We start from the raw sequence: 22,063 nt of genomic DNA, 5'->3' as shown, positions 1-22,063 counted from the left end.
CAACGTGCGTTTAACCATCATAAGGGGCCTGCCAGGTTCGGGAAAGTCGACACTAGCAAAACAAATGTGCACGGACGATCAGCAGTTGGTTCACTTAGAAGCAGATCAATATTTTGTAAATGATAAACAAGAGTATCATTTTGATGCTGATCACCTCACAAATGCTCATGCGTGGTGCCAAAACAAATGTGAGCAAGCATTGCAACAATCAACATCAGTTGTTGTATCCAACACCTTTGTTTGTTTATGGGAAATGTTACCTTACATAAATATTGCAAAAAAATACCAAGCGCATCTTAAAGTCATCGAATGCCACGACGATTTCGGGTCTATCCACAACGTACCCGACACCACCATCGAGCAGATGAAAAAGAAGTGGCAAAAATTGACTAATATTGACCCTAACGATCTATCAATGTATTCCGTGCTGGGGAATCCGAATGAGTAAAACTGTTGTCGCTAATCAAGCATCGTCTGTAGTCATCCCGGAGACGACCGACAGACGCCTACTTGTAGTTGATTTTCTGGCGCAACGATTTAAACACGTCTCTCGTGAACAGTGGCAACAACGTATGCAGCAAGGACGAGTATATTGGCACGACCATAAATTGATTGGTTTAGATACCCTCGTTGAGCCTAAAGCTCGTGTTTACTATTATCGCGAACTCGAATCTGAACCAGAAGTTCCGCTTTACGAACACCTTGTATTTGAAAATGAGAATTTCGTAGTCGCCTTTAAACCCCACTTTTTGGCGTTAAACCCTAGTGGGAACGTTATTGAAAATTGTTTGGTAAATCGCTTGAGAAAATCCCTTGTTTGCGAGGAGCTAACGCCAGCTCACCGCTTAGATAGGGCAACGGCAGGCCTAGTGCTACTAGTCAAAAAAGTAGAACATCGTCACCGCTACCATGAGCTTTTCGCATCCAGACGCATCAAGAAGACATATCAAGCACTTTCAATGGGCGATGGCGTGGATGAAAATAGTCAATGGCATATCAATTCTAGAATAACTAAGGGGCAACCAAGTTTTCGCATGGTTTCACAGCCAACCGAAGACCCCAACTCATGGTCAAAAATAGTCAAAATAGATACACTTAAACATATAAGTTTGTTTGAACTAGAACCTATCACCGGCAAAACCCACCAACTTCGATTGCATATGAATGATATTGGTTATCCGATCTTAAATGATCGCTTGTATCCAGAGCTACTTTCCGAGGCCGCTCTAGATTATAGCAATCCACTAAAACTGCTGGCTCAAAAGTTAAGTTTTATAGATCCGCTTGATCAGCGTGCCTATGATTTTAGTGTTGCTGGCTTTGACTTAAATACTGAACTACTCTAACACCTCAGGTAATCGTTAATTTTTCGAAAAGGTGGCTAATTTGAGTGAATTAATACCGTGGATAGTTTTAGGCTTTTATCTTACGGGTATTGCAATGGCTATACACAGCCTTATGAGCACCCGAAGTACTCAAGGAGCCATTGCTTGGCTAATTAGCTTGCTTAGTTTTCCTTTTTTAGCCGTGCCTTTATATTTTTTCCTGGGTCGAAATCGATTTGATGGTTATGTCAGTTCAAGACAAGCTTCTAGTGAGCAGTTTAAGCCATATATCGATGAAATGACTCGTGATATAGGCAACTATATAGTCACGCCAAGCGTTAACGAACCCCCCGTTTGGTTGTGCCGAGAGCTATGCCGTATTCCAGTTGTAAAAGGCAATGCTTTGCAGTTACTTGTTGATGGAGATGCAACGTTCGATCATATTATTGAAGGTCTACGCGGTGCAAACCACTACGTTTTGTTTCAATTCTTTATCATTAAAGATGATGGTCTAGGACGACGTATTCGAGATGCATTGATTGACTGTTCTCAGCGTGGAGTAAAGGTGTACCTCTTGTTTGATGAGGTTGGTAGCTACGCCTTAGACAGTTCCTACTTAAATACACTCAATAAAGCCGGTGTTAAGGTCGCGACTTTTAACAAGAAAGGTAATATCCGTAAGCGATTTCAGGTCAATTTTAGAAACCATCGTAAAAATGTTGTAATCGATGGCAATAAAGCATGGCTTGGAGGTCATAACGTCGGCGATGAGTATTTAGGAAAATACCCAAAATTTGGTCATTGGCGTGATACGCATATGTGCATTGAAGGTCCAGCTGTTAAAGCTTTACAGCTGTCGTTTCTAGAAGACTGGAATTGGGCAAAAGGTGAAATTCTTGACCTACAGTGGGAAATCACCAACTGCGCTAACCAAGATGCGCACATTTTAGTGTTACCCACTGGACCAGCAGATGAACTAGAGTCCGCTAAGCTTATGTTCGTCCAGTGTATTCGCAGTGCTAAGTCTCGGATATGGATAACCAGCCCATATTTTGTACCCGATGAAGCCGTTATAGCGGCACTACAGTTAGCAGCACTAAAAGGGATTGATATTCGTATATTGATCCCAGATAAACCCGATCATTATTTGGTTTATTTAACAGCATTTGCGTATATTCACGACGTGAGCCCGGTGGGCGTTAAGTTCTACCGATATAGCGACGGTTTTTTGCACCAAAAAGTAATGTTAATTGACGATGATTTAGCCGCAGTTGGTACTGCAAATCTAGACAATCGCTCTTTTCGTTTAAACTTTGAGTTAACCGCAATAGTACATGATGTTGTATTTGCCCAGCAGGTTAAACAAATGCTCGAAGATGATTTCTCCAAATCTCAGCTGGTAGCTAATGATGAATTCAGTAATAAACCTTGGTATTTTCAGTTGTTAGTCCGTATCGCACGACTTAGTGCGCCAGTGCTATAAAGTTCTTTATAAGTTGTTTTGCCCGATATTGTGAGCTTAGAACGTTTTAAACGCCGTACTCTAGCTATAATTTGTATGAGGGCACAAGATGCGTGTAGGAGCAAATTATGGACATTAATCTAAACGAACAAGAAATTGAGTACAATAAATTCGGTCCTTGGTTAATGGTAATTGAAGATGCCAGCCAAGTACCAGCACAGTTTTTAGATGTACTTGATACCATCGAAAATGCCGATTTTTCGTTTAAGGTTCCAGTCAAAGAAGAACGACGCAACATGGCCGCTGGAATGCTGCTTTATTGGCAGGTTGTAGCCGTTTCAAAAGATAGTGTTTCAATTTTTACTATAGAAAATGAACTACTTAGCCGAAAAGTTTTTTTATTTGAAGATATTTGCTATTTAGAACATGGTGGCGACTTACTCGGTAGCTTTATTTGTATTGCTTCAAGTCGTGAAATTGTTGATGTTCGCTACAATTTGGTTTCAATGGAGGTCGCCAGTCAAGCGATAGAATTGATCCGCTTGGGCTTACGACAAAATAAACGTTCTCATCCTAGCTTAGATAGCCCAATGGGAACTTTAAACGAAAAACAAATATACCGTTATTTTAGAGACAAAGAAAAAGGGGTCAGCAAACCCACAATATTAGGCTATCAAGAGAGTAGGGAGCTCGCGGAGCCTAGCCCTGCAAGTCTGCTAAATCTATATAGTTCGAATAAGAATTCTAAGCTTCTCGATTGTATGATCATGACCGATGGTACTGACCTTATTATCGCTAACCGTGGCAAATATATTCTTGGAATTAAGGACACCAACTACAAATTTGGCCATGTCTTTATACCTTTTTCAAAAATGACAGGCGTTAATGAGTTTGCACATGAGAAGTACCTACAACTCAAGGTTCTCGAAATTGAGATTGGGCGACAAAGCTATGAAATAATTGTTGATAATAATTTTTCTACCAGTGCTATTCGACATTTAGTTAAGCGCAGAATTAAAACCACTACCCACGATTTTGACATCTAGCCATGAGCCAGTGAGTTACCAATAGAACTCCAATCAAGAGTCGTTAATATGAAAGGTGTTAATTTGTACTCTTGGTTGCATCCGTTGCGATACTGCTACTTGTTGATTTCGTTTGTTCTTCAATTAACTCTGTGTTTAATCCTAGCTGCTCAACATTTTTGACCACTGCTTTTGCCTTCAGTTCTTGGCCTTGCTGCTCCAAATCTTCGATACTTCGGCGTTCACCAAGGTTAAAAACAGCGTAGCCTGCTGATACGAACTGATCTTGTGCGCGCCCAAGCACAACTGCGTTAAACGGTGCCACAATTGATTCTTCCTGATCGGTAATGGGATTACTAATTGTAGCCAGAAGTTGCCCTTTATTTACCTGTTGGCCTAGTTTGACTTTATTGATTAGTATACCGCCATCGCGTGAGCGGACCCATTGTGAGGCGTAGAAAACGGGTTGTGGTGAAGACCAAAAAAACGATCGAGGTAACATTTCGATTGCACTTAGATAGCTTCGTAGTGCTTTAACTGCCGTTTCAACTAGCGCTAAGTCGACCGTGTAAGGTCCTCCGACTTCCATAACTACTGTGGGGATACCAGCAGCGGTTGCAGCGCCACGAAGACTGCCGACTGGCGCTATGCTTTGTAAAACGGAAATTGCACCAAATTGCTTAGCAATGTCTGCAACATCCTCAATAGTAAGATCAGCTCGCAATTGAGGGCTGTTTTCTCTAAACATTGACCCGGAGTGTAAATCAACGAGGCTGTCACAATGTCTTATAATTTCTGTGAACAAGCTATAAGCTACGCGTGAGGCAGTTGTGCCGTCGATTTCTCCTGGGAATGCACGGTTTAAGTCGCGCCTATCTGCCATATAACGATCTTTGCGCCACAATCCGTCCATGTTTACCACGGGAACAGAAATGATTGTTCCTTTAATTTCTTCAGCATTCAGATTTTGTACGACTCGCCGCGCAATTTCTACGCCATTGATCTCGTCGCCGTGAATTGCAGCGGTTAAACAAACCGTTGGACCGGGTTGTTTACCGCGCAATACTACTACTGGTGTGGGCATTCTAAATCCGCCAGGCAAGTGTCCAGAGTACCATGGCAGGGTAGCAGACTCGCCTGCGCCTACATTAGCGTCCAGTAATGTTAGCGATCCCCACTGCGTAACTTCTGAGGTATCGTTAGTGTTACTTTGACTTTGAACCTTAGCAAAATCGATAGCCATATGTTGGCTAATCAAGGCATCATTTTCTTCGAATTGATCATCTTGTTCTGTTGCTATTGTAAATGTAGCAACGAACACACTCAGCGCAATAATGTTACGAGTAATCATTTGAATATGTTCCTATATTGGCCCATTAGGTCAAAAAAGCTGTTGCTTGCACAGATCGATAATCTGTTGGTAACGACTAGGCAAGGCGTGTAATCGTTTATGTACCAGGAAAAGTTCCTGCTGTACGACATTGCTATCTTCAACGATATGCAACTTGTCTTTTTGTTCAAAAACATCGACCGTATGCCGAGGTATAACTGTAAATCCTAAGCCCATACTCAATGGTAATAGGATTTGTTGGATCTGATTAACGTAGCTTTGTTTTGTAAGGCTCGCATGCTGCAGTTCGTTGACCCAAGGCAAAGCACTTGCGGCGCAATACAAGTCTAGGTAGTTATAAAAATCAGGATGCTCGATTGAACCAAGTTGCTGTAAGAGCTTTAAGTCTATCTTGTGAGTCGCATATGACCTTGGAATAACTAACACTAGCTGTTGGCAACCCAGCGCCGATACTTCGTAAGCAAGGTTTTCACTGAGTTGAGTGACGACACCTAATTGAATTTTCTTATCTTGAATTGACTGCAAAATGACTTGATTTGGTGCCGCTTCGTTTATGATGCTTAGATTTGGGTAAGCTCGCATTAAGTTAATAAAATGAGGGTAGAGAACTTGCGCGATTGAACCAGAGCAAGCAAAGCTTATTTCACCCGAATAAGGGTCATCTACGCTTAGTTTTTGATGAAGCTCTTGCTCATTGTCGAATAACTGGCAAGCATATTGATAAACGATAGCGCCATGCTCATTGATCTCAAAGCTTTTTCCGGAGCGAACGATGAGCGAGCCTCCACATGCTGCCTCTAAACGTTGTAGATGCTGCGTAACACCCGGTTGTGTCATATGCAACACTGACGCGGTTTTCGTGAAATGCTTGGTTTCGACCAAGCTTACGAAAGTTCTTAGCCATACCGGATTGAGCATCGTAGACATAACGGTCCGTTATCAAAATCTATAAGTGAGCGAGGTATTAATTATACATGAACCTAGATAATGTTGGCTCAATAATACTGGACTCTTTGCTCATAATACTGCTGCAAGGCTTGAGGAATGGTTAAGTCAGCGTTTTTATCAATATAGCGTTCTACAGCGTTTACAACTTGCATCCGTGACAATTTGTGTTGCTTTGCAAACCGAAGACATTGAGAGTTAAGCTCGCGTCTGTAGGCTTTCTGTTGTTGTTGATCTTGAATATCTAAAATTACGGCTTCTAAATTATTGTCGTGTTTAGCTAGGTCTTCGCTCAATTGAGCAGCATAAATATCATAACGTTGGCTACAAGCCGTTATTGCTGTTTTTAAGTCATTAAATTGTTGCCCAAAAACACTAACAACAGGGCTTACAAAATGGCTTTTTGAGTTTCGTTGCCCATCGAGCTCAAAGTCGTAGCCTATATACGAGCTACGAATAAAGCTCTCCTCGCCCAGCTTAACGCCAGCTGAGATGCTTAACAGTAAGTTGCCTTCCATCTCGGAAACTTCGTCTTCACTCCAACTTAAATACACATGTATAGCTTGTTTATATTTTTGTTTGAGCTTGTTTTGCACCAGTTGCCGACGTTGTTCGACTAAAGGTAATTGAGATCCTTTTAGAAAAACAGAACACTCTTTACAGGCTGGCACAATAAGAAAGTCAGCTGATAGGCTACGAGAAAGATAGCTATGTAGATGGTCGCGTGGTGGAGCATAGTCCTTTTGGCATGCAATGCACCCGCAGTAAAAACAAAGGTGATAGTCATTCGCATGTACGGCTCTAAGTTGCCGGTAAAATTGGTCAATATCAACTAACAATCGCAAGCCTGTATTTTTAACGAATAGATGGATTTGGACATCAAAGTAGTCAATCTAGAGTTTATCATTGAGATGTACAAACAATCGATAGATGCAGCCAATTAAATTAACAACATTTGGTGTTACCTGACACTTCAATCTTGCAATCTGAGCCACAGTCGCTAGTCTAGCAACGGTTCAAATGGCGCAAGCAATGAAGAAAATTTAAGGCCTGTTTTAATACGCGCGAAATGCTTGAGCTAAATCTGTCAATAAAGTTGAGCGTTAAGTGCTGTTAGTAGCTCATAATAAGGCTGACTCACTGCTGTGCAAACATGAGATAATTAGTACTGGGTTTAACACAGGTATACTAGGCAATTGCTTGGATTCACAATTTTAGGTAGCGAAGATGTATCGAGTGAGTATTCAACACTTTTTAATGCTTGCGGTCGCATTTCTTATGTGTTTTGGCGCGACAGCCAAGGATTCAGAACAGAACATTGAATCACAACACGCAAAAACACAAACCCTTGAACGCGCTCAGTTGTTAGACTTCAGCGCTACCTTAGAAAAGCAATTACAAACGATAGACCAGCAGCGTAAGTCATTACCTGTTACCCGCGACGCATTATTACTTATTAACCACCAGATCCTCGAGTTTCTAGAACGGTGGTTGATTATAGATAAACCCTTTTTGTTGCCAGAGCGTCGTCAGCGTTTGGAGAAACTGAGCCAAATGATGCGTCTACCTAACGTTTCTAATGCACAAAAAAACCGTAGTTTGCTCGAAGCATTGGTGATAGAGATAGACTATGGTAGTCGGCTAATGGTGTATAGTGAATCCCATCAAATTGAAGATAAACAACGCGTAGTCGAAATCTTAATGTTAGGGCGGGCAGTCCTCATCGCAAGAAGCTTAGATAAACAGGTGTATTGGACATGGGATATTAAACAGGGGGCTTGGATTGGGCTGCAAAGTGAGCATCATTCTCAACTAAAGCAAGCCTATAGTGCTGCTAGTGATAAGCTTACACACTTAACGTTTGAACTGCCCATTTCCCTAATCGCGATGGACTTCAAAGCTGTTGCTGCTAAGGCAAACGCACAAACTATCACGACTAAAACACCACTAGAAGAATCACTATCAATAGCTCAATTAGAACTAAAATTGGAAAGCCAAAAACAAGGTCTAAGCCAACAACAAAATCTGTTTAATGCTGAGGCTATTGACTTGCAAAGTGCATTTTCGGCCTTTAATTACACTGCTAATGCACTAATATCAGATAACAATCCCGAGCTAAGTAATATACGTAGTTCGAACAGTACTGAGTTTCTTAATCGATTTGCAACTCAAAATAGCACCCCAAGCAGTAACGACTTTGAAATCTTATACGAAATCCTTGTGCAGGAATTACAGCTTTCGGCAGCAATAAGCCAACACCAATTACGCCATAGCGATGTTGGCGGTTTACTCACGCAGCAGTCGTTTTACAGAATCGGTAATATTGGACTTAGTGATGGTAGCAATTTAGTGTCCTGGGACCCTCGTCAGGCCATCGCTTTTAGTTATGCTAATGAGCGTGCAATACCATCTCCAGATTTAGATAAACTTGGGCTGGGTTTTACTGAATTTATAAGTATTGCTTTGGATTTTAGCCCATCAGAGACTAAATCGAACTTACGAGAATTACTTATACAAAAATTCCAACATGCTGGCCTTATCGGCCAAACGATTTTGGCTTTATTTTGTCTTGGTGTTTTAGTTGGTATTTATCGAGCCATTTATCTTGGAGTCGCTAGTTATCAAATCAACCGGCAATTAAAGCAACCGAGTAAACCTTCTAATAACCCGCTTGGGCGTGTATTAAACGCCTACCAACGCGACAAAACACTAAATGTCGAAGCCTTAGAGTTACGCATCTTAGAAATTATTATTGTAGAGCAGCATCGTCTAGAGTCCGGTCTTGGGTTAATTAAGTTATTTGCTGCTTTAGCACCCATGTTGGGATTGCTAGGCACAGTGACGGGTATGATAGAGACCTTTCAAGTTATTACAGAACACGGAAACGCTGATCCCAAGTTAATGGCAGGTGGAATTTCGATGGCATTAGTTACAACGGTCTTGGGCTTAATTGCTGCAATTGGATTACTATTTGTGCATAGTTTGCTTAACACTAAAGCACAACATCTTCGCATGATTATTGACAAGCAGGGCCTTGGTTTGGTTGCTCAACGCGCCGAGATGTCTACTCTTAGTCCTGTTGATACCTTGGTATAGCGCAATGCAGCTGCAATACTTCGCGCAAACCCGAGAGCAACTGCAACACTTCTTAGGCGCTGGTGGACCAATCTTGTGGGTATTGTTAGCCCTTATGTTTCTGTTTTGGTTATTAGTTTTCGAACGCTGTTGGTTTGTAGTGTTCAGTTTCCCAAGATTAAAAAAAAATTTGGTATCGAGTTGGCTTTCTCGAGACGATAGAAACTCCTGGTTTGCTCGAAAACAACGCGAGGCAAGTTTGGCCCAGGCCCAGCATGCTTTAATGCGTAACATCGGTTTACTTAAACTCATTACAGTAGTTTTCCCAATGCTTGGCTTGTTAGGTACTGTCAGTGGCATGATGCAAATCTTTGATACGATGCAAGAGCAGGGCAATACTAATACTCAAGCGATGGCGGAAGGTATTTCATTGGCTACGCTACCAACAATGGCGGGTATGGTAAGTGCCTTAGTTGCTCTTTTCGTTGTTGCCCAGTTGGCTTTTATATTGTCTCGTAAACACTTGCATTTAGAACGTTTGTTGGCATTGAAATAAGGAGAAATAAGTGCGCATAGGTAGTCAGCGAAAAGCCAGTGACGAAGCGACGGTTGACCTAACATCTATGTTAGATATCGTTTTTATTCTTCTCATTTTTTTTATAGTAACCAGTAGCTTTGTTCGTGAAGCTGGGGTTGATATATCGCGACCGGAGGCGAGTCATTCTAATGCACAGCAAGACACGGATTTCATAGTTGCGATAGACGCTAGTAACGATTTATATATCGATGGAGTATCGTTTGATATCGCAAGTTTACATCGCATACTTGCAAATGAGATTGGTCAGGGTGATGCGATTACTTTGTTAGTGCAAGCGGATAAGAACAGCGCAACCGGTACCGTTATTAAAGTTATGGACATCGCTAAAGGACTCGGTATTGAGCATATAGCTATTGCTACTCAAACGGTTCAAGGTCAAGACTAGTCATGCTTCGTTTCTTGTTGATTAGTCCTTTGGCATTAATAGCAAGCTTATTAGTTTTTCTACTAATGAGTAAATTGGTAGATATTAATCCAAGTACAAAAACAATAGATTCAGTGAGTTACAACACGATTTCGATACATAAGAACGATGTTCAAGGCAGCGCAATAAAGCAAGCAACACTGTCAGATGCCAAGCAAGAAAAAGTTGTTACTCAGCCATTAACAAAATCCGACGCTATAGCCTTGGTTTCTGATGTTCAAGTTAAAGAAGACAGTGCTACTATTATCAACAAATCTGCGGATAGCGAGACCCTTGGTCATACACCCAGTCCTAATACAAGTGATGTGCCTCAGCAAACTACAGCCACAGTAGCCGTTGCGTTAATCAATCCCAGTAGTAATTCAACTGTAGAGACAGATAAAGCATTAAAACCCCAAGAAAGCTCTACTGCTAATTCAACAGCTAAGCCTAGTAACAACAAGAATCAAACGAGTAACAATGCAAGTATAAATGAGTCAAGTACTCATCTCAAAGGCAATCTGGCACGTAGTAACTCAACTCAAAACTCACAAGTTAAAGCAATTCCGGTATCGCGGGTTGAACCTAGTTACCCTAGAAATGCAAGGCGTAGAAAAATTGAAGGCTATGTTTTGCTTGAGTTTAACGTAAGCAATCACGGAATAACTCAAAACATACAAGTACTAGATTCATCCCCTAAAAACATCTTTGATAAAGCAGCTGTAGAAGCCGTCAGCAAATGGAAATATAAATCCAGTAGTAGTATTCAAAATTTTCCCGCCCAGCAAGTCAGGTTAGCTTTTAAATTACGTTAAACACTTGTGCCTTCGCACCTCAGCTATGGTTAGCAATTACTTTAAAAAATATTACGAATTTGCTGTATTTGAAGAAATAACCAACATCCAAGTGCTTCAAACTAATAATACATAAATCAAATTGAGGTCTCATCACAAGCTAAGGCTATTCTTCCCTAAGCTACTACTTCTTATAATTCTTAGCATAGAAAGTGAGTCAGGGAGTTACCCATTTTCTTTACTATCTAATTTGAAAATGAGGTAAGAAAGTTTATGAGAAAATTTGCCAAGCTATCCACGTTAACAACATCCATTTTTATTGCATGTTCTGCATTTGCTAGCGACGACCCAATGCTGCAATACAATAGTAAGCAAGTTGAAAGTAAGATTGAAAATCTAAACAAATACGAGTACCACGAAGGCTTCACCATGGAGGAGTACCGTGCCACACAGCCAAAAGGCAAACTTTACTCAACTGATCAAGAAATAATGGATGTTCTCATGGGGGGCGTTAATAACCATCCTCAGCGAGAAGCAGAAGGTAGTGCATGGAAAGAAGGTTTGCTATTCGACGGTATAGCTCCTTACGGCGACCATATGGTTTCCGGAGCAAATTGGTACCCACGCACTGAAGACGTACAACCTAATGAAATGCGCGTTACCTTCATGGGGACGTCACCAATGATACGACCTGGCCAGGTCAATACATCTATTTATGTTGAACTTGGAAATGGTTCAAATTTTGTGTTTGACCTTGGAGAAGGTTCAATTTCAAATTATGTTGCAGCTGGTGTTGCACTAAACGAACTCGACCATATTTTTATAACGCATTTACATGTTGACCACTATGGTTCGTTGCCATATTTATATCAATTCGGTGGTTGGAACGGGCGTTGGGAAAAACCCTTGAATATTTACGGACCATCAGGTGCTACGCCAGAGTACGGTACACGCCATATGGTTGAAGGCATGCAACAAATGCTTAATTGGCATACAGATGCATTTGATGTATTTCCCTCAGGTAACGATATCGTTGTTCACGAATTCGATTTCAGAGATGACGGCGGCGTCATCTATGACCAAGATAACGTTGAGGTTATTCACTGGCGTCGAAGCCATGCAAAAGATGGGGCTTCAGGCTATCGCTTAAACTGGACTCAAGAAGACGGCCGCGTGTTATCAATGGTTTGGACTGGCGATGGTCGCCCAACAGAACTTGACCTTAAGTACGCTGCAGGCGCTGACTTATTTATTACTGAACTACAAACAGAAGTCTTTGGTGTGTCGTCGATAATCCAAGGGGTTCCGCCTTTCTTAGCTCGTTATACCGTCGACACCCACCACACACCGGCGTATGCGGCGGGTTATGTTGCAAACGAAGTCCAACCACGTTTATTTATGACTACCCATATGTCATTTGACCCCTACTTGAACGAAGAAACAGTTGCAGAAGTGCGTGAACACTGGAAAGGACCTTACCACTTTGGTGCGCCTGACGGCATTGTAGTTAACATGACTAAAGACAATGCGTGGGTTCGCGAAGGCATTTTACCTGACTTCCCTAATGCTCGGGCTCCACAGTTTGATTTACAACCAGGTGGAGAGTTAAGAATTCCGCTTCCAAAGAAACAGCGTTCGGATATTCAAGAGCAAGCGATCCGAGATTTAGAAATCGATCCGGCTTTGTACTATCCCGAGGGTTATCACCCAACATTGATGACGGAATGGCCAACCGATAGAGATGTCGTGATTAAAGCGGAAGATGTGCCAGATTCAATGAAACGAGGCATGAACACTAAACAAGTGTTTATGGACGAAGCACGAGAGCATCATGGTCTAGAGCGTAAGTCAGTAACACGTCCAACTCAGCGTAGCGAAGGACACGGTAACGATTATGATTTTTATGAAGAGCATGAATTGTCTCCCACTCATCCTGAATCTAACTAATTAGAAGCAAAAACTAAGGGCACTTTGTGAGTGCCCTCGTTTATTCGATAACATATTTGGAGTTAATCATGAATCTATATAAATTATCCTTGGTTGTAATGTTTGTTTGTGCACCTAGTGTGGCAATAGCTAGTGGTCATGGGGCAACTCATAATCATAGTCATAACCACTACAATCCAGCACTTGAAGCCCTTGGCAACGACATAATTGGACTGACAGTTTGTTACAAAAATGGGTACCTAAGCAACGAGGATCAAGAGCCTGCGTTTTCAAATTTGGTCAACTATGCTGGTGTTGCTGGAGAGGAATTGGGTATGTTTTATATGGACAAGCTTGGTCCAAAAGCAGAATTGATTATGGCTGATGAAAGCGCGCGGGTTTTATGGCATGAAGATTTCTGCAATGAACTAACACAGACCTACTTAGATGATGAGCAACTTGAATCAGGACATCATCACTTCGATGGCCATGGCCATGACCATGGTCACGGAGTATTGAGTGCCGAGATTGTTGCCCAGGATGTAGAACGTGGACGGTTACTACGCGTCCAGTAACAATAATTTATAAGCTAATAGGTGATTGACGATAAAAGGGTATGTTGCTTTGTTGTCTTAGCATTGTTCTAAAGTAATACATTAGTTCAATTAACGAGCAAATGTAAGTAGCAGACGTAAGCAAATTATTCGGTAGAAATATTCGGAAAACACTTCTTACACACGCAACTCACCTCGTTAGTCGTTTGAATTATCAGGCACAGATGTAAATGTTTTAGTTTCCGAAATATTACCTGAAAGCTGTTGAGCCTTGTAAGCATAGGATAGTGCTGTGATCCAATGCTGCTTTAACAATCAAAGTTTGTTGTTATCGCCAGGTAATGCAATTGTTGTGATCGATGTGGAGTTATTGTACATAACTGACAAGAGTTTTATAAAACTGTGAGCTAGTCGCTGTCTTTTTTATTTGTCGTATAATAGCTTTATATAAGAGGAAGCAAATAAAGTACTGTTTACAAACATAGGCTGCAGCATTCGATCCGTCTATGCCTTTCACTCAAGGCTTAGACAGCAGTCGCAAAATGCGTAGATATAAGTCCTAAGGATAGGGAGCAATTTAAGTATGTCTGGTGTCGCGTTAAAAAGTATTGTTAAAAGCTACGGCGAAACGACTGTAGTTCATGGAATTGACTTAGAAGTAAAGTCACAAGAGTTTGTTGTGCTTGTTGGTCCTTCCGGGTGTGGTAAATCAACCACCTTAAGAATGGTGGCAGGATTAGAGGAGATCTCTGCTGGTGAGGTAACGATTGGAGATCGCCTCATCAATAATGTTGCTCCAAAAGATCGTGATGTGGCGATGGTATTCCAAAACTACGCTTTGTATCCTCACTTAAACGTAGCCGACAATATTGCGTTTGGCCTACGGATCCGAAAAACTCCCGAAATAGAAACTAAACGTCTCGTCGCAGAAGTTGCAAAAATACTTGGGCTTGAAGAGTATCTTGATCGTCAGCCAAAGGATTTGTCAGGCGGCCAGCGCCAACGGGTCGCTATGGGCAGAGCGATTGTTCGTCATCCGAAGGTTTTTCTATTTGATGAACCGCTTTCTAACCTAGACGCAAAACTTCGTACCCAGATGCGTGCCGAGATTAAGCGTTTGCATAAACGTTTAGGCGTTACCAGTATTTATGTTACCCACGACCAAGTTGAAGCAATGACGCTTGCTGATCGCATTGTGATTATGCGCGATGGTTATATCGAACAAGTGGGTACACCAATGGAAGTGTTCAACCATCCAATCAACACCTTTGTCGCAAGTTTTATGGGTTCTCCCGCAATGAACCAAGTTAACGCAACGCTTGTGAAAACAGAGCATGGATATTGCGCCCAAATTGGCGATCGATTAGTAAGCCTACCGCAATCTCAACAATTAGAAGACCGTGTCGGAAAAGAAATTGTAGTTGGGGTTAGACCCGAATATGTATCGATTGTGCCTCTCGAAGGCACTCAGGGCGTACCTATTGAAGTAGATTTACTTGAAACTTTGGGTTCTGAAGCCTTATTACACACCCATGTTGGCGATGCTGTTTTTGTTATTAAGGCTGAAACCATTGATGGCTTAGAACATTTACATGCGCTAAAAGAGATCTACTTTAACCCAAGTCGTATGACAGTTTTTGATGCCGAAACAGGCATAGCGTTAAATCATCCGACTATGAACTAAAGGGCCTAAACGATGCAGAGCTATAATGAAAAGCTGGCTTGGTTGGGCCGGCACTTAAAGCGCGAATGGCAAATTTACGTGTTACTTGCGCCAACTTTAATTTGGTTTATTGTCTTTCTCTACAAACCGATGTATGGATTACAAATTGCTTTTAAAGACTATAGTGTTTTTAAAGGTATTGTTGGTAGTCCTTGGGTGGGGTTCGAGCATTTCACCACGCTATTTGGAAACGACCATTTTATTCGAGCCATTAAGAATACGGTGATCATAAGCAGCTTGAGCTTAGTATTCGGTTTTCCTGTCCCGATACTGCTGGCGCTGATGTTTAATGAAATTTTGAATCCAAAATTTAAGAAAACCACGCAAACAATTGTCTATTTACCACATTTTATATCGACAGTTATCATCGCCGGTATTGTCATTACAGCGTTTTCACCTTCTTCGGGGGTAGTTAATCTGTTGCTGCAAAGTTTAGGCTTTGATCCTGTTTACTTCTTGGTGAAACCAGAATGGTTCAGACCTATTTTTATTGGCTCGGGAATTTGGCAAGAATCTGGCTTTAGCTCTATCGTATTTTTAGCAGCAATGGCAGGTGTTAACCCAGCCTTATACGAGTCAGCTGTTGTTGATGGCGCATCCCGCTGGCAAATGATGTGGAAGATAACAATACCTTGCATACTGCCAACCATCATTATCATGCTCATTATACGTATTGGTAATCTGCTTGAAGTCGGGTTCGAACTTATCATTTTGTTATATCAACCTGCGACGTACGATACTGCTGATGTCATTAGTACTTATATATATCGTCAAGGTCTTCAAGCGGGACAGTATGACTTGGCCGCTGCTGCAGGCTTATTTAATGCCGTGGTTGCATTCATCCTCGTAATGTCTGCTAACACCATTAGCAAACGTCTTTCAAACACCTCGTTGTGGTAAGGATACCGAGATGAATCTGAATATGAATTTGTACTCTAGAGGCGATAAAGCATTCGTTTACATGAACATGTTTTTGGTTGGCTTGTTCACCATTAGCACCTTGTATCCGTTTATTTATATTGCCGCATTATCATTTAGCTCGGGAGATGCAGCCACCTCAGGGCAGGTTGTACTAACGCCAGTTGATGTAACCATCGAAGCTTATAAGCGCGTTCTTTCTGAACCGATGTTTTGGACCAGTTACAAGAACACATTTATATATACCTTGTTTGGCACCATCACTAGTTTGCTTATTATTATTCCTGGTGCTTATGCCTTGTCGCGTCCACAGCTTATTGGTCGCCGATTCTGGAATTTGGTGGTTGCATTTACAATGTGGTTCAACGCCGGAATGATTCCATTTTTCTTGAACATGCGTGATCTGGGACTACTGGATAGCTATTTCGGAATTATCATTGGTTTTGCTTGTAACGCGTTTAACATCATTTTACTTAGAAACTTCTTTGAGGCGATACCAAGTTCGTTAGAAGAAGCCGCTCGAATGGATGGTGCGAACGAGTTCCAAGTTTTGTGGAAGGTTTTCATCCCCCTAGCTAAACCCGCTATAGCGACTATAACCCTGTTTTGTATCGTTGCGCGCTGGAACGGTTTCTTCTGGGCCATGGTATTGCTTCGAGATGAACAAAAAATTCCTTTACAAGTATTTTTGCGTCAGATGATTACGCAACTTTCTGATGACGATGAATTTGCTAGTACCTTAATTGAGTCTGTTTATTCATTCGAAACTGTAAGCGCAGCAATTATGGTGTGTTCAATCATACCTGTGCTGTTTATCTATCCATTCATTCAACGTTATTTCAATAAAGGGATACTGTTAGGGGGAGTGAAAGAGTAGTTCCGCATTTAAGTTGTAGCGGTGTTTTGTGGCCATTTTTATGGCCTATTACCTAAAGTTTTTTTGCTATAAATGGAGAATAATATGCAAAAGTTATCCATATCGACGTTGGCAGCATTGGTTGCTGCGTCTATGACATTGCCAGTAACGGCAAGTGCCGCAGATATGAATTACAAGGTTACGGACAAGCCTTTAGAACTCACCATTCACCTACATACAAAGAAGTATGTATACAACGATGATTGGCCTGTAGAAAAACGTGCTCAAGAACTTACCAACGTAAGTTTAAAGAACGTGGCTTCCATGGCAACTAACAAAAGTGAAGAAGCCTTTAATTTGTTAATTGCATCTGGGGATTTGCCAGATATTGTTGGTGGTTCAAGCCTTAAAGAAAATGTGAACCAATATGGACCGCAGGGCGCATTTTTGCCGCTCAATGATCTTATTGAAGAACATGCCCCTAACTTAAAGGCATTCTTTGATGCTAACAAAGACATTTTGAACGCAATTTCTGCTGCTGACGGTAATCTCTACTTTATTCCTTACGTGCCAGATGGGAAGTTTGCTCGAGCTTATTTTATTCGCCAAGATTGGTTAAAAGCAGTTGGAAAAGAAACACCTCAAAATATTGACGAATTGCACGATGTCTTAGTTGCGTTTCGTGACGGCGATCCAAATGGTAATGGCAAAAAAGATGAGATCCCACTTTTTGCTCGCCAGTGGGAAGAGCTAATCCGTCTAGTAACCTTGTGGGATGGACGTGTCAGTGGTTCAGATACCTATCATGATTTCTATGTACAAGACGGCGAAATCCGCCATGGCTATTCTGAAGAAGGCTATAAAGTTGGTATCAGCAATCTAGCTAAATGGTATGCAGAAGGACTGATTGATCCAGAAGTCTTTACTCGAGGTTCACGAGCACGCGAATACTTACTATCGAACGATTTAGGTGGTATGACCCATGATTGGTTCGCATCAACTTCAAGTTATAACGATTCTGTTTCAGAAAAAATTCCAGAGTTCAGCTTCAAAGCATTTATTCCGCCAGAAGGCATATCGGGTAAGCGCGTCGAAGCGAATAGACGTACTAAAGTAAAACCTGAAGGTTGGGCTATTTCGTACACTAACGAACATCCCGTTGAAACTATAAAATATTTTGATTTCTGGTTTACTGAAGAAGGTCGTAACCTGTCTAACTTTGGTATTGAAGGCGTTCACTATGATTTAGTTGATGGCAAGGCAACCTTTAAGCCCGAAATACTAAATGCAGGCACGCCTATTAATACTCAAATGTGGCAAGTTGGAGCTCAGGTTCAACGTGGTTTCTATCAAGACTACGAATACGAACGTCAGTGGTCTAACAAACACGCACTGGAAGGGATTGCTCTATATGAAGCTGGGGACTATCTCTTAGAACCTTACATGGGTGTTGCTTTTGTTGAAGACGAGAAAAAGGTTTATGACAAATACTGGCCCTCAATCAAAACTTATATGTTAGAAATGCAACAAGCTTGGATTTTGGGTACTAGCGATGTCAATGAAGATTGGGACAAATACCAATCTCAACTTGAGCGCTTAGGTTATTCTAAAGTTATGAAAGTCATGGAATCTGCTTACGAACGCCAATACGGATCGTAAGCTCCACGCTCAAAACATCGGCTAGCTTGTGTTAGCCGATGTTTTTATTTACAAATACCACCACACCATTCTAGGTAAATCAGTAGACCCGCGTTCATTGCTGCACGACGGCATCTTTGATAAGCATCTTCCTCTCGCTTAATTATATTTTAATGATACTGATTTGGATGTTATTTGTAATTTCAAACAAACCGCTATCATCAAGCAAGTCATACCAATCACAGTAATTTATTGATCACTATTGTTTGACTAAAACACCAATCTTGTCGTCATAACTCTTGTCATTAGACCGCTAATAACCGCGACTTCTTCCTAAAGCTAAGCGTTTTAGTACAACAAGTAAAAGACCAAAAATATAATGGGATTGGTATAAAGTTGAACAAAGCGCTTTTGGACAAAGTATTTAGGTAGCTTTAGCTAGAAACCATTGCACTTAATAGTGGGGCGTCGTTCGTCGCTTAGGTAGCTTTTGGCACGGGCCTACACAAAACATGCAATTGTTGCATTGTGTTTATACACAGATATACGCATTTGTCTTGATTACGACGGACCCCCCAAAAAAAGTGCCGACTAATGCAAGGCTACATCTGATCGTGCATGGATAGTAAGGGGAACAAGTACCACGATTTGTTGTTAATCGACGAATCTAGATTCTTACAATGAGGACGAATAGTTTAGCTTGTGTGGGAGTTAGTGTTTTTACGGTATTGTTGTACCTGGTTTTTGCCGAGATTTTTGGCCAACAATAAAGCTTGGTCTGCACGATTGACAAGCTGTTTGCTGTTTGTAATATCCCCATATTGATAGGTTGAATAGCCAATGCTGATCGTATACTGAATATTTGCTGAGCCAAATTGAACGCTGCTTGCATGAGTGTTATCTACTAAGCGTTCCAATACAGTTAGAATCGAATCGCCACTAGTGTGCGGTAGAACGATGGCAAATTCTTCGCCACCGATTCGACCAGAGATATCAACGCTGCGTATAGAAGCTCTCAATAAGTCCCCAAACTGTTTTAGGACTTCATCGCCACCGCTATGACCATACTCACTATTAATCGCTTTAAAATTATCAATATCGATGTAGGCAAAAGATACACAACTGTAATCATTGGCACATGCATCGAACTTTTCTTCAAACAACTCTAAAAATGTCCGTCGCGTATGAAGTTTAGTGAGCATATCGTAACTTGCTAGGTAACGTTGTTCTTGCTCCAGTTTTTGAACTTGCAACATAAGACCTACGATATACCATGTTAGAACTGGCGAAATTAGAAGTGGAACGATTATAGCGCTGGAAAAAGTGATTAACGAAAATCCATCTGCCAAAATTATGGTGATGATATAGGTGATTAATACCGACAATAAGATTGCGACCGATGTGATGAGAATGATCAGTCTTAAGCGGGTATATTTTAGTAGTGAACTGGGGATCATATGGCTGTGAATGCGTCCTTAAATCTATCGTCCTACAAACTTTCATTCAAACAGCTTTAGTGCTTACAAGCCAAAGAGAATGCAAACTTCGCATCTATTTGTATTAATATTAGCTTACTATGAAGTACTTTCGTAGGACTTTTTTGGCTATTGCTTAGTCAATTGAGATGTAAATCAATGATAAAGCAATGCAAGCAGGTTTCACGGAGTGATCTATACTCAAAATAGATAACTTTTGAAGGCACTGACATGGCTATCAAACACGGAGACATTGAGTTCTACGCAGGTCCACAGCGTGCTGGTGCTCTCGATAATCTTGAAAAAGTTATCGTGGATTTTATTAATTTAGCCCATAAAAGCCTAGATATCGCAGTCCAAGAACTAGAAAACAGAAACATTGCGCAAGCAGTCATAGAAGCTAAGCGACGAAAAGTTCGAGTTCGTTTAGTCATCGAGCAGCATTACCTGCGTTCTAGCGTCCAATCCAAGACTCCTTGGTCTGTTCCTAACCGGTCGTCAAACGAAGAGAACCGTTTGATCCATGACGCTTTATTGCGCGCCAATATAGATATTAAAAGTGACTATAATCCGCACATATTTCATCAAAAATTTATTGTGCGCGATAGCCAATCTGTGCTCACGGGCTCTACAAACTTTACGTTAACGGGTACCGATAAAAATCTTAACCACATTGTTATTGTTCACGATTCAGTTATCGCTAAAATTTATCGAAAGGAGTTTTCTGAAATACAAAAAGGTCGTTTTGGCAGTAACATGCTAAGCCATGACCCCATTCCAAAAAGGCGGTTAGTATCTGATATCTCGATAAAAGTTCTGTTTGCACCGGAACATAGCCCCGAAATGGAGATTATGAAGCAAATGTTAAAAGCAAAAAAACGTATCGACTTTGCAATCTTCACTTTCTCAAAATCATCCGGTATAGATGACACTATGTACGCATTATTAAACTTAGGGATAAGTATTAATGGGGTATTTGATGCTGCAGCAGGCGCGCAAAAATGGGCACCACTAAAGCGTTTAGAACAGCAAGGTGCTCATTTATATGCAGCTGGACATCACAAGGGCATAGGAAAACTACATCACAAACTAATGGTCATCGATGACAGCGTTGTGATTGCTGGTTCGTTTAATTACACCGGGCCTGCTAATCGTTTAAACGATGAAAACATCATCGTACTTGGCGATCTAGAAACAAAGAATCCACTGCAACAACGTGCTCAAGGAGCGTTAGCCAAGTATGTACGATGTGAGATTGATCGAATAAAAGCCGAGAACTCTCGCTAATTGTTATCTAGGTGGAAAATAGATTGTTTAGCTATGTTATTGCTGTAATCCGGGCTCGTTTTACATAGTTTTACATGTTCAGGGCTAGTTAATCACAACATGTTTGGGCAGTATTACGTCAATTAACATTAAGAGATAAAAAGAATGAGTACCAAGTTAAGTAAACCTACCATCGCTTTGCATTGGTTAACTGCATTGACCTTCTTGGCGGTGTTAGGAATGGGACTTTATATTAGTGATTTGCCAAGAACTCCGGAAAAATTTGAGCTTTTAGCCATCCATAAGTCACTTGGACTGTTAGTTTTGGTTGTCGCTGCAGTTCGAGTAGTCTGGCGTTTGAAAGAAGGCAAGCTTAGTGCACTGTCTGCTTTGCCTCGTTGGCAAGAAATAAGCGCCAGTGCAGTACATGGTCTGTTACTTGTTGCAACACTACTTATGCCTGTTTCTGGTTTAATCATGAATATCGCAGGGGGCAGGGCAACCGAGTTTTTTGGTCTTGTACTTTTATCGGGTGGTGAAAAGTCGGAAACACTGGCAAGTATAGGTAGTTGGATCCACCATTCATCTATCAATGTCATTATTGCCGTATTGGTGCTTCATGTTTTGGCTGCTTTAAAGCACCAATTCGTAGATAAAGACGGCATGATTAGTCGCATGCTGGGTCGTGTTCCGTAAGTTATTTATATATCCCACTCTGTACTTGATTCA

At 41.2% G+C, this 22,063-nt stretch carries 20 protein-coding genes; 16 read left to right on the top strand and 4 right to left on the bottom strand.

The window, feature by feature from the left end:
* Nucleotides 1–4: 4 nt before the first annotated feature.
* The 4 genes from DBZ36_RS06080 to DBZ36_RS06065 all read left to right on the top strand — a co-directional run bounded on the left by DBZ36_RS06080 (nucleotide 5) and on the right by DBZ36_RS06065 (nucleotide 3,833).
* Nucleotides 5–448: an AAA family ATPase gene (locus tag DBZ36_RS06080; protein WP_120354021.1), complete on the top strand. Its 444-nt coding sequence runs from the start codon at nucleotides 5–7 to the stop codon at nucleotides 446–448.
* Nucleotides 441–1,346 carry a pseudouridine synthase gene (locus DBZ36_RS06075; RefSeq protein ID WP_120354020.1) on the top strand — a complete coding sequence of 302 codons (906 nt, stop codon included), beginning with the start codon at nucleotides 441–443 and terminating at the stop codon, nucleotides 1,344–1,346. The genes DBZ36_RS06080 and DBZ36_RS06075 overlap by 8 nt, the downstream gene beginning before the upstream one ends.
* 40 nt (nucleotides 1,347–1,386) lie before the next feature.
* Nucleotides 1,387–2,808, top strand: coding sequence for a cardiolipin synthase (gene cls, locus DBZ36_RS06070; protein ID WP_199711782.1), 1,422 nt, complete (start codon nucleotides 1,387–1,389; stop codon nucleotides 2,806–2,808).
* 107 nt (nucleotides 2,809–2,915) lie between these two features.
* A complete protein-coding gene (locus tag DBZ36_RS06065; protein ID WP_120354019.1) occupies nucleotides 2,916–3,833 on the top strand; it encodes a hypothetical protein in 918 nt (305 codons plus the stop codon).
* 58 nt (nucleotides 3,834–3,891) lie between these two features.
* Here DBZ36_RS06065 and DBZ36_RS06060 read toward each other — a convergent pair whose 3' ends face one another.
* From DBZ36_RS06060 to DBZ36_RS06050, 3 genes are all read right to left on the bottom strand, one after another.
* On the bottom strand, nucleotides 3,892–5,163 hold the full coding sequence (locus DBZ36_RS06060; RefSeq protein WP_120354018.1) for a succinylglutamate desuccinylase/aspartoacylase family protein: 1,272 nt from the start codon (nucleotides 5,161–5,163) through the stop codon (nucleotides 3,892–3,894).
* A gap of 30 nt (nucleotides 5,164–5,193) precedes the next feature.
* On the bottom strand, nucleotides 5,194–6,090 hold the full coding sequence (locus tag DBZ36_RS06055) for a LysR family transcriptional regulator (RefSeq protein ID WP_120354017.1): 897 nt from the start codon (nucleotides 6,088–6,090) through the stop codon (nucleotides 5,194–5,196).
* Between the two features lie 68 nt (nucleotides 6,091–6,158).
* On the bottom strand, nucleotides 6,159–6,947 hold the full coding sequence (locus DBZ36_RS06050) for a hypothetical protein (RefSeq protein ID WP_120354016.1): 789 nt from the start codon (nucleotides 6,945–6,947) through the stop codon (nucleotides 6,159–6,161).
* A gap of 397 nt (nucleotides 6,948–7,344) precedes the next feature.
* On the opposite strand from DBZ36_RS06050, the gene DBZ36_RS06045 reads away from it, so the two are divergent.
* The 10 genes from DBZ36_RS06045 to DBZ36_RS06000 all read left to right on the top strand — a co-directional run bounded on the left by DBZ36_RS06045 (nucleotide 7,345) and on the right by DBZ36_RS06000 (nucleotide 18,614).
* Entirely contained in the window at nucleotides 7,345–9,204 is a 1,860-nt protein-coding gene (locus DBZ36_RS06045) for a DUF3450 family protein (RefSeq protein ID WP_158589037.1), read from the top strand.
* A gap of 4 nt (nucleotides 9,205–9,208) precedes the next feature.
* Nucleotides 9,209–9,739: a MotA/TolQ/ExbB proton channel family protein gene (locus tag DBZ36_RS06040; RefSeq protein WP_120354014.1), complete on the top strand. Its 531-nt coding sequence runs from the start codon at nucleotides 9,209–9,211 to the stop codon at nucleotides 9,737–9,739.
* 10 nt (nucleotides 9,740–9,749) lie between these two features.
* The gene (locus tag DBZ36_RS06035; protein ID WP_120354013.1) at nucleotides 9,750–10,166 is read left to right on the top strand and encodes an ExbD/TolR family protein; all 417 of its coding nucleotides are present in this window, start codon (nucleotides 9,750–9,752) and stop codon (nucleotides 10,164–10,166) included.
* Nucleotides 10,167–10,195: 29 nt separating this feature from the next.
* Nucleotides 10,196–10,999: a TonB family protein gene (locus tag DBZ36_RS06030; RefSeq protein ID WP_158589036.1), complete on the top strand. Its 804-nt coding sequence runs from the start codon at nucleotides 10,196–10,198 to the stop codon at nucleotides 10,997–10,999.
* A gap of 252 nt (nucleotides 11,000–11,251) precedes the next feature.
* Nucleotides 11,252–12,925: a guanitoxin biosynthesis MBL fold metallo-hydrolase GntH gene (gene gntH / locus DBZ36_RS06025; RefSeq protein WP_120354011.1), complete on the top strand. Its 1,674-nt coding sequence runs from the start codon at nucleotides 11,252–11,254 to the stop codon at nucleotides 12,923–12,925.
* A gap of 68 nt (nucleotides 12,926–12,993) precedes the next feature.
* On the top strand, nucleotides 12,994–13,479 hold the full coding sequence (locus DBZ36_RS06020; RefSeq protein WP_199711781.1) for a hypothetical protein: 486 nt from the start codon (nucleotides 12,994–12,996) through the stop codon (nucleotides 13,477–13,479).
* A gap of 562 nt (nucleotides 13,480–14,041) precedes the next feature.
* Nucleotides 14,042–15,142, top strand: coding sequence for an ABC transporter ATP-binding protein (locus DBZ36_RS06015; RefSeq protein WP_120354010.1), 1,101 nt, complete (start codon nucleotides 14,042–14,044; stop codon nucleotides 15,140–15,142).
* A gap of 12 nt (nucleotides 15,143–15,154) precedes the next feature.
* Nucleotides 15,155–16,081: an ABC transporter permease gene (locus DBZ36_RS06010; RefSeq protein WP_120354009.1), complete on the top strand. Its 927-nt coding sequence runs from the start codon at nucleotides 15,155–15,157 to the stop codon at nucleotides 16,079–16,081.
* A 10-nt stretch (nucleotides 16,082–16,091) separates the two neighbouring features.
* A complete protein-coding gene (locus DBZ36_RS06005) occupies nucleotides 16,092–16,976 on the top strand; it encodes a carbohydrate ABC transporter permease (RefSeq protein WP_120354008.1) in 885 nt (294 codons plus the stop codon).
* Nucleotides 16,977–17,060: 84 nt separating this feature from the next.
* Nucleotides 17,061–18,614: an extracellular solute-binding protein gene (locus tag DBZ36_RS06000; RefSeq protein ID WP_120354007.1), complete on the top strand. Its 1,554-nt coding sequence runs from the start codon at nucleotides 17,061–17,063 to the stop codon at nucleotides 18,612–18,614.
* 674 nt (nucleotides 18,615–19,288) lie between these two features.
* Here the strand turns inward: DBZ36_RS06000 and DBZ36_RS05995 are convergent.
* Nucleotides 19,289–20,050, bottom strand: a complete 762-nt coding sequence (locus DBZ36_RS05995; protein ID WP_120354006.1) for a GGDEF domain-containing protein — start codon at nucleotides 20,048–20,050, stop codon at nucleotides 19,289–19,291.
* Nucleotides 20,051–20,299: 249 nt separating this feature from the next.
* Between DBZ36_RS05995 and DBZ36_RS05990 the strand changes: the two genes are divergently transcribed.
* Both DBZ36_RS05990 and DBZ36_RS05985 read left to right on the top strand, forming a co-directional pair.
* Entirely contained in the window at nucleotides 20,300–21,355 is a 1,056-nt protein-coding gene (locus DBZ36_RS05990) for a phospholipase D-like domain-containing protein (RefSeq protein ID WP_120354005.1), read from the top strand.
* A 144-nt stretch (nucleotides 21,356–21,499) separates the two neighbouring features.
* A complete protein-coding gene (locus tag DBZ36_RS05985; protein ID WP_120354004.1) occupies nucleotides 21,500–22,030 on the top strand; it encodes a cytochrome b in 531 nt (176 codons plus the stop codon).
* The last annotated feature ends 33 nt before the right edge of the window (nucleotides 22,031–22,063 follow it).

Source organism: Alginatibacterium sediminis (genome assembly GCF_003610775.1).
Taxonomy (GTDB): domain Bacteria; phylum Pseudomonadota; class Gammaproteobacteria; order Enterobacterales; family Celerinatantimonadaceae; genus Alginatibacterium; species Alginatibacterium sediminis.
This window is presented reverse-complemented; position numbering and strand designations above follow the sequence as displayed.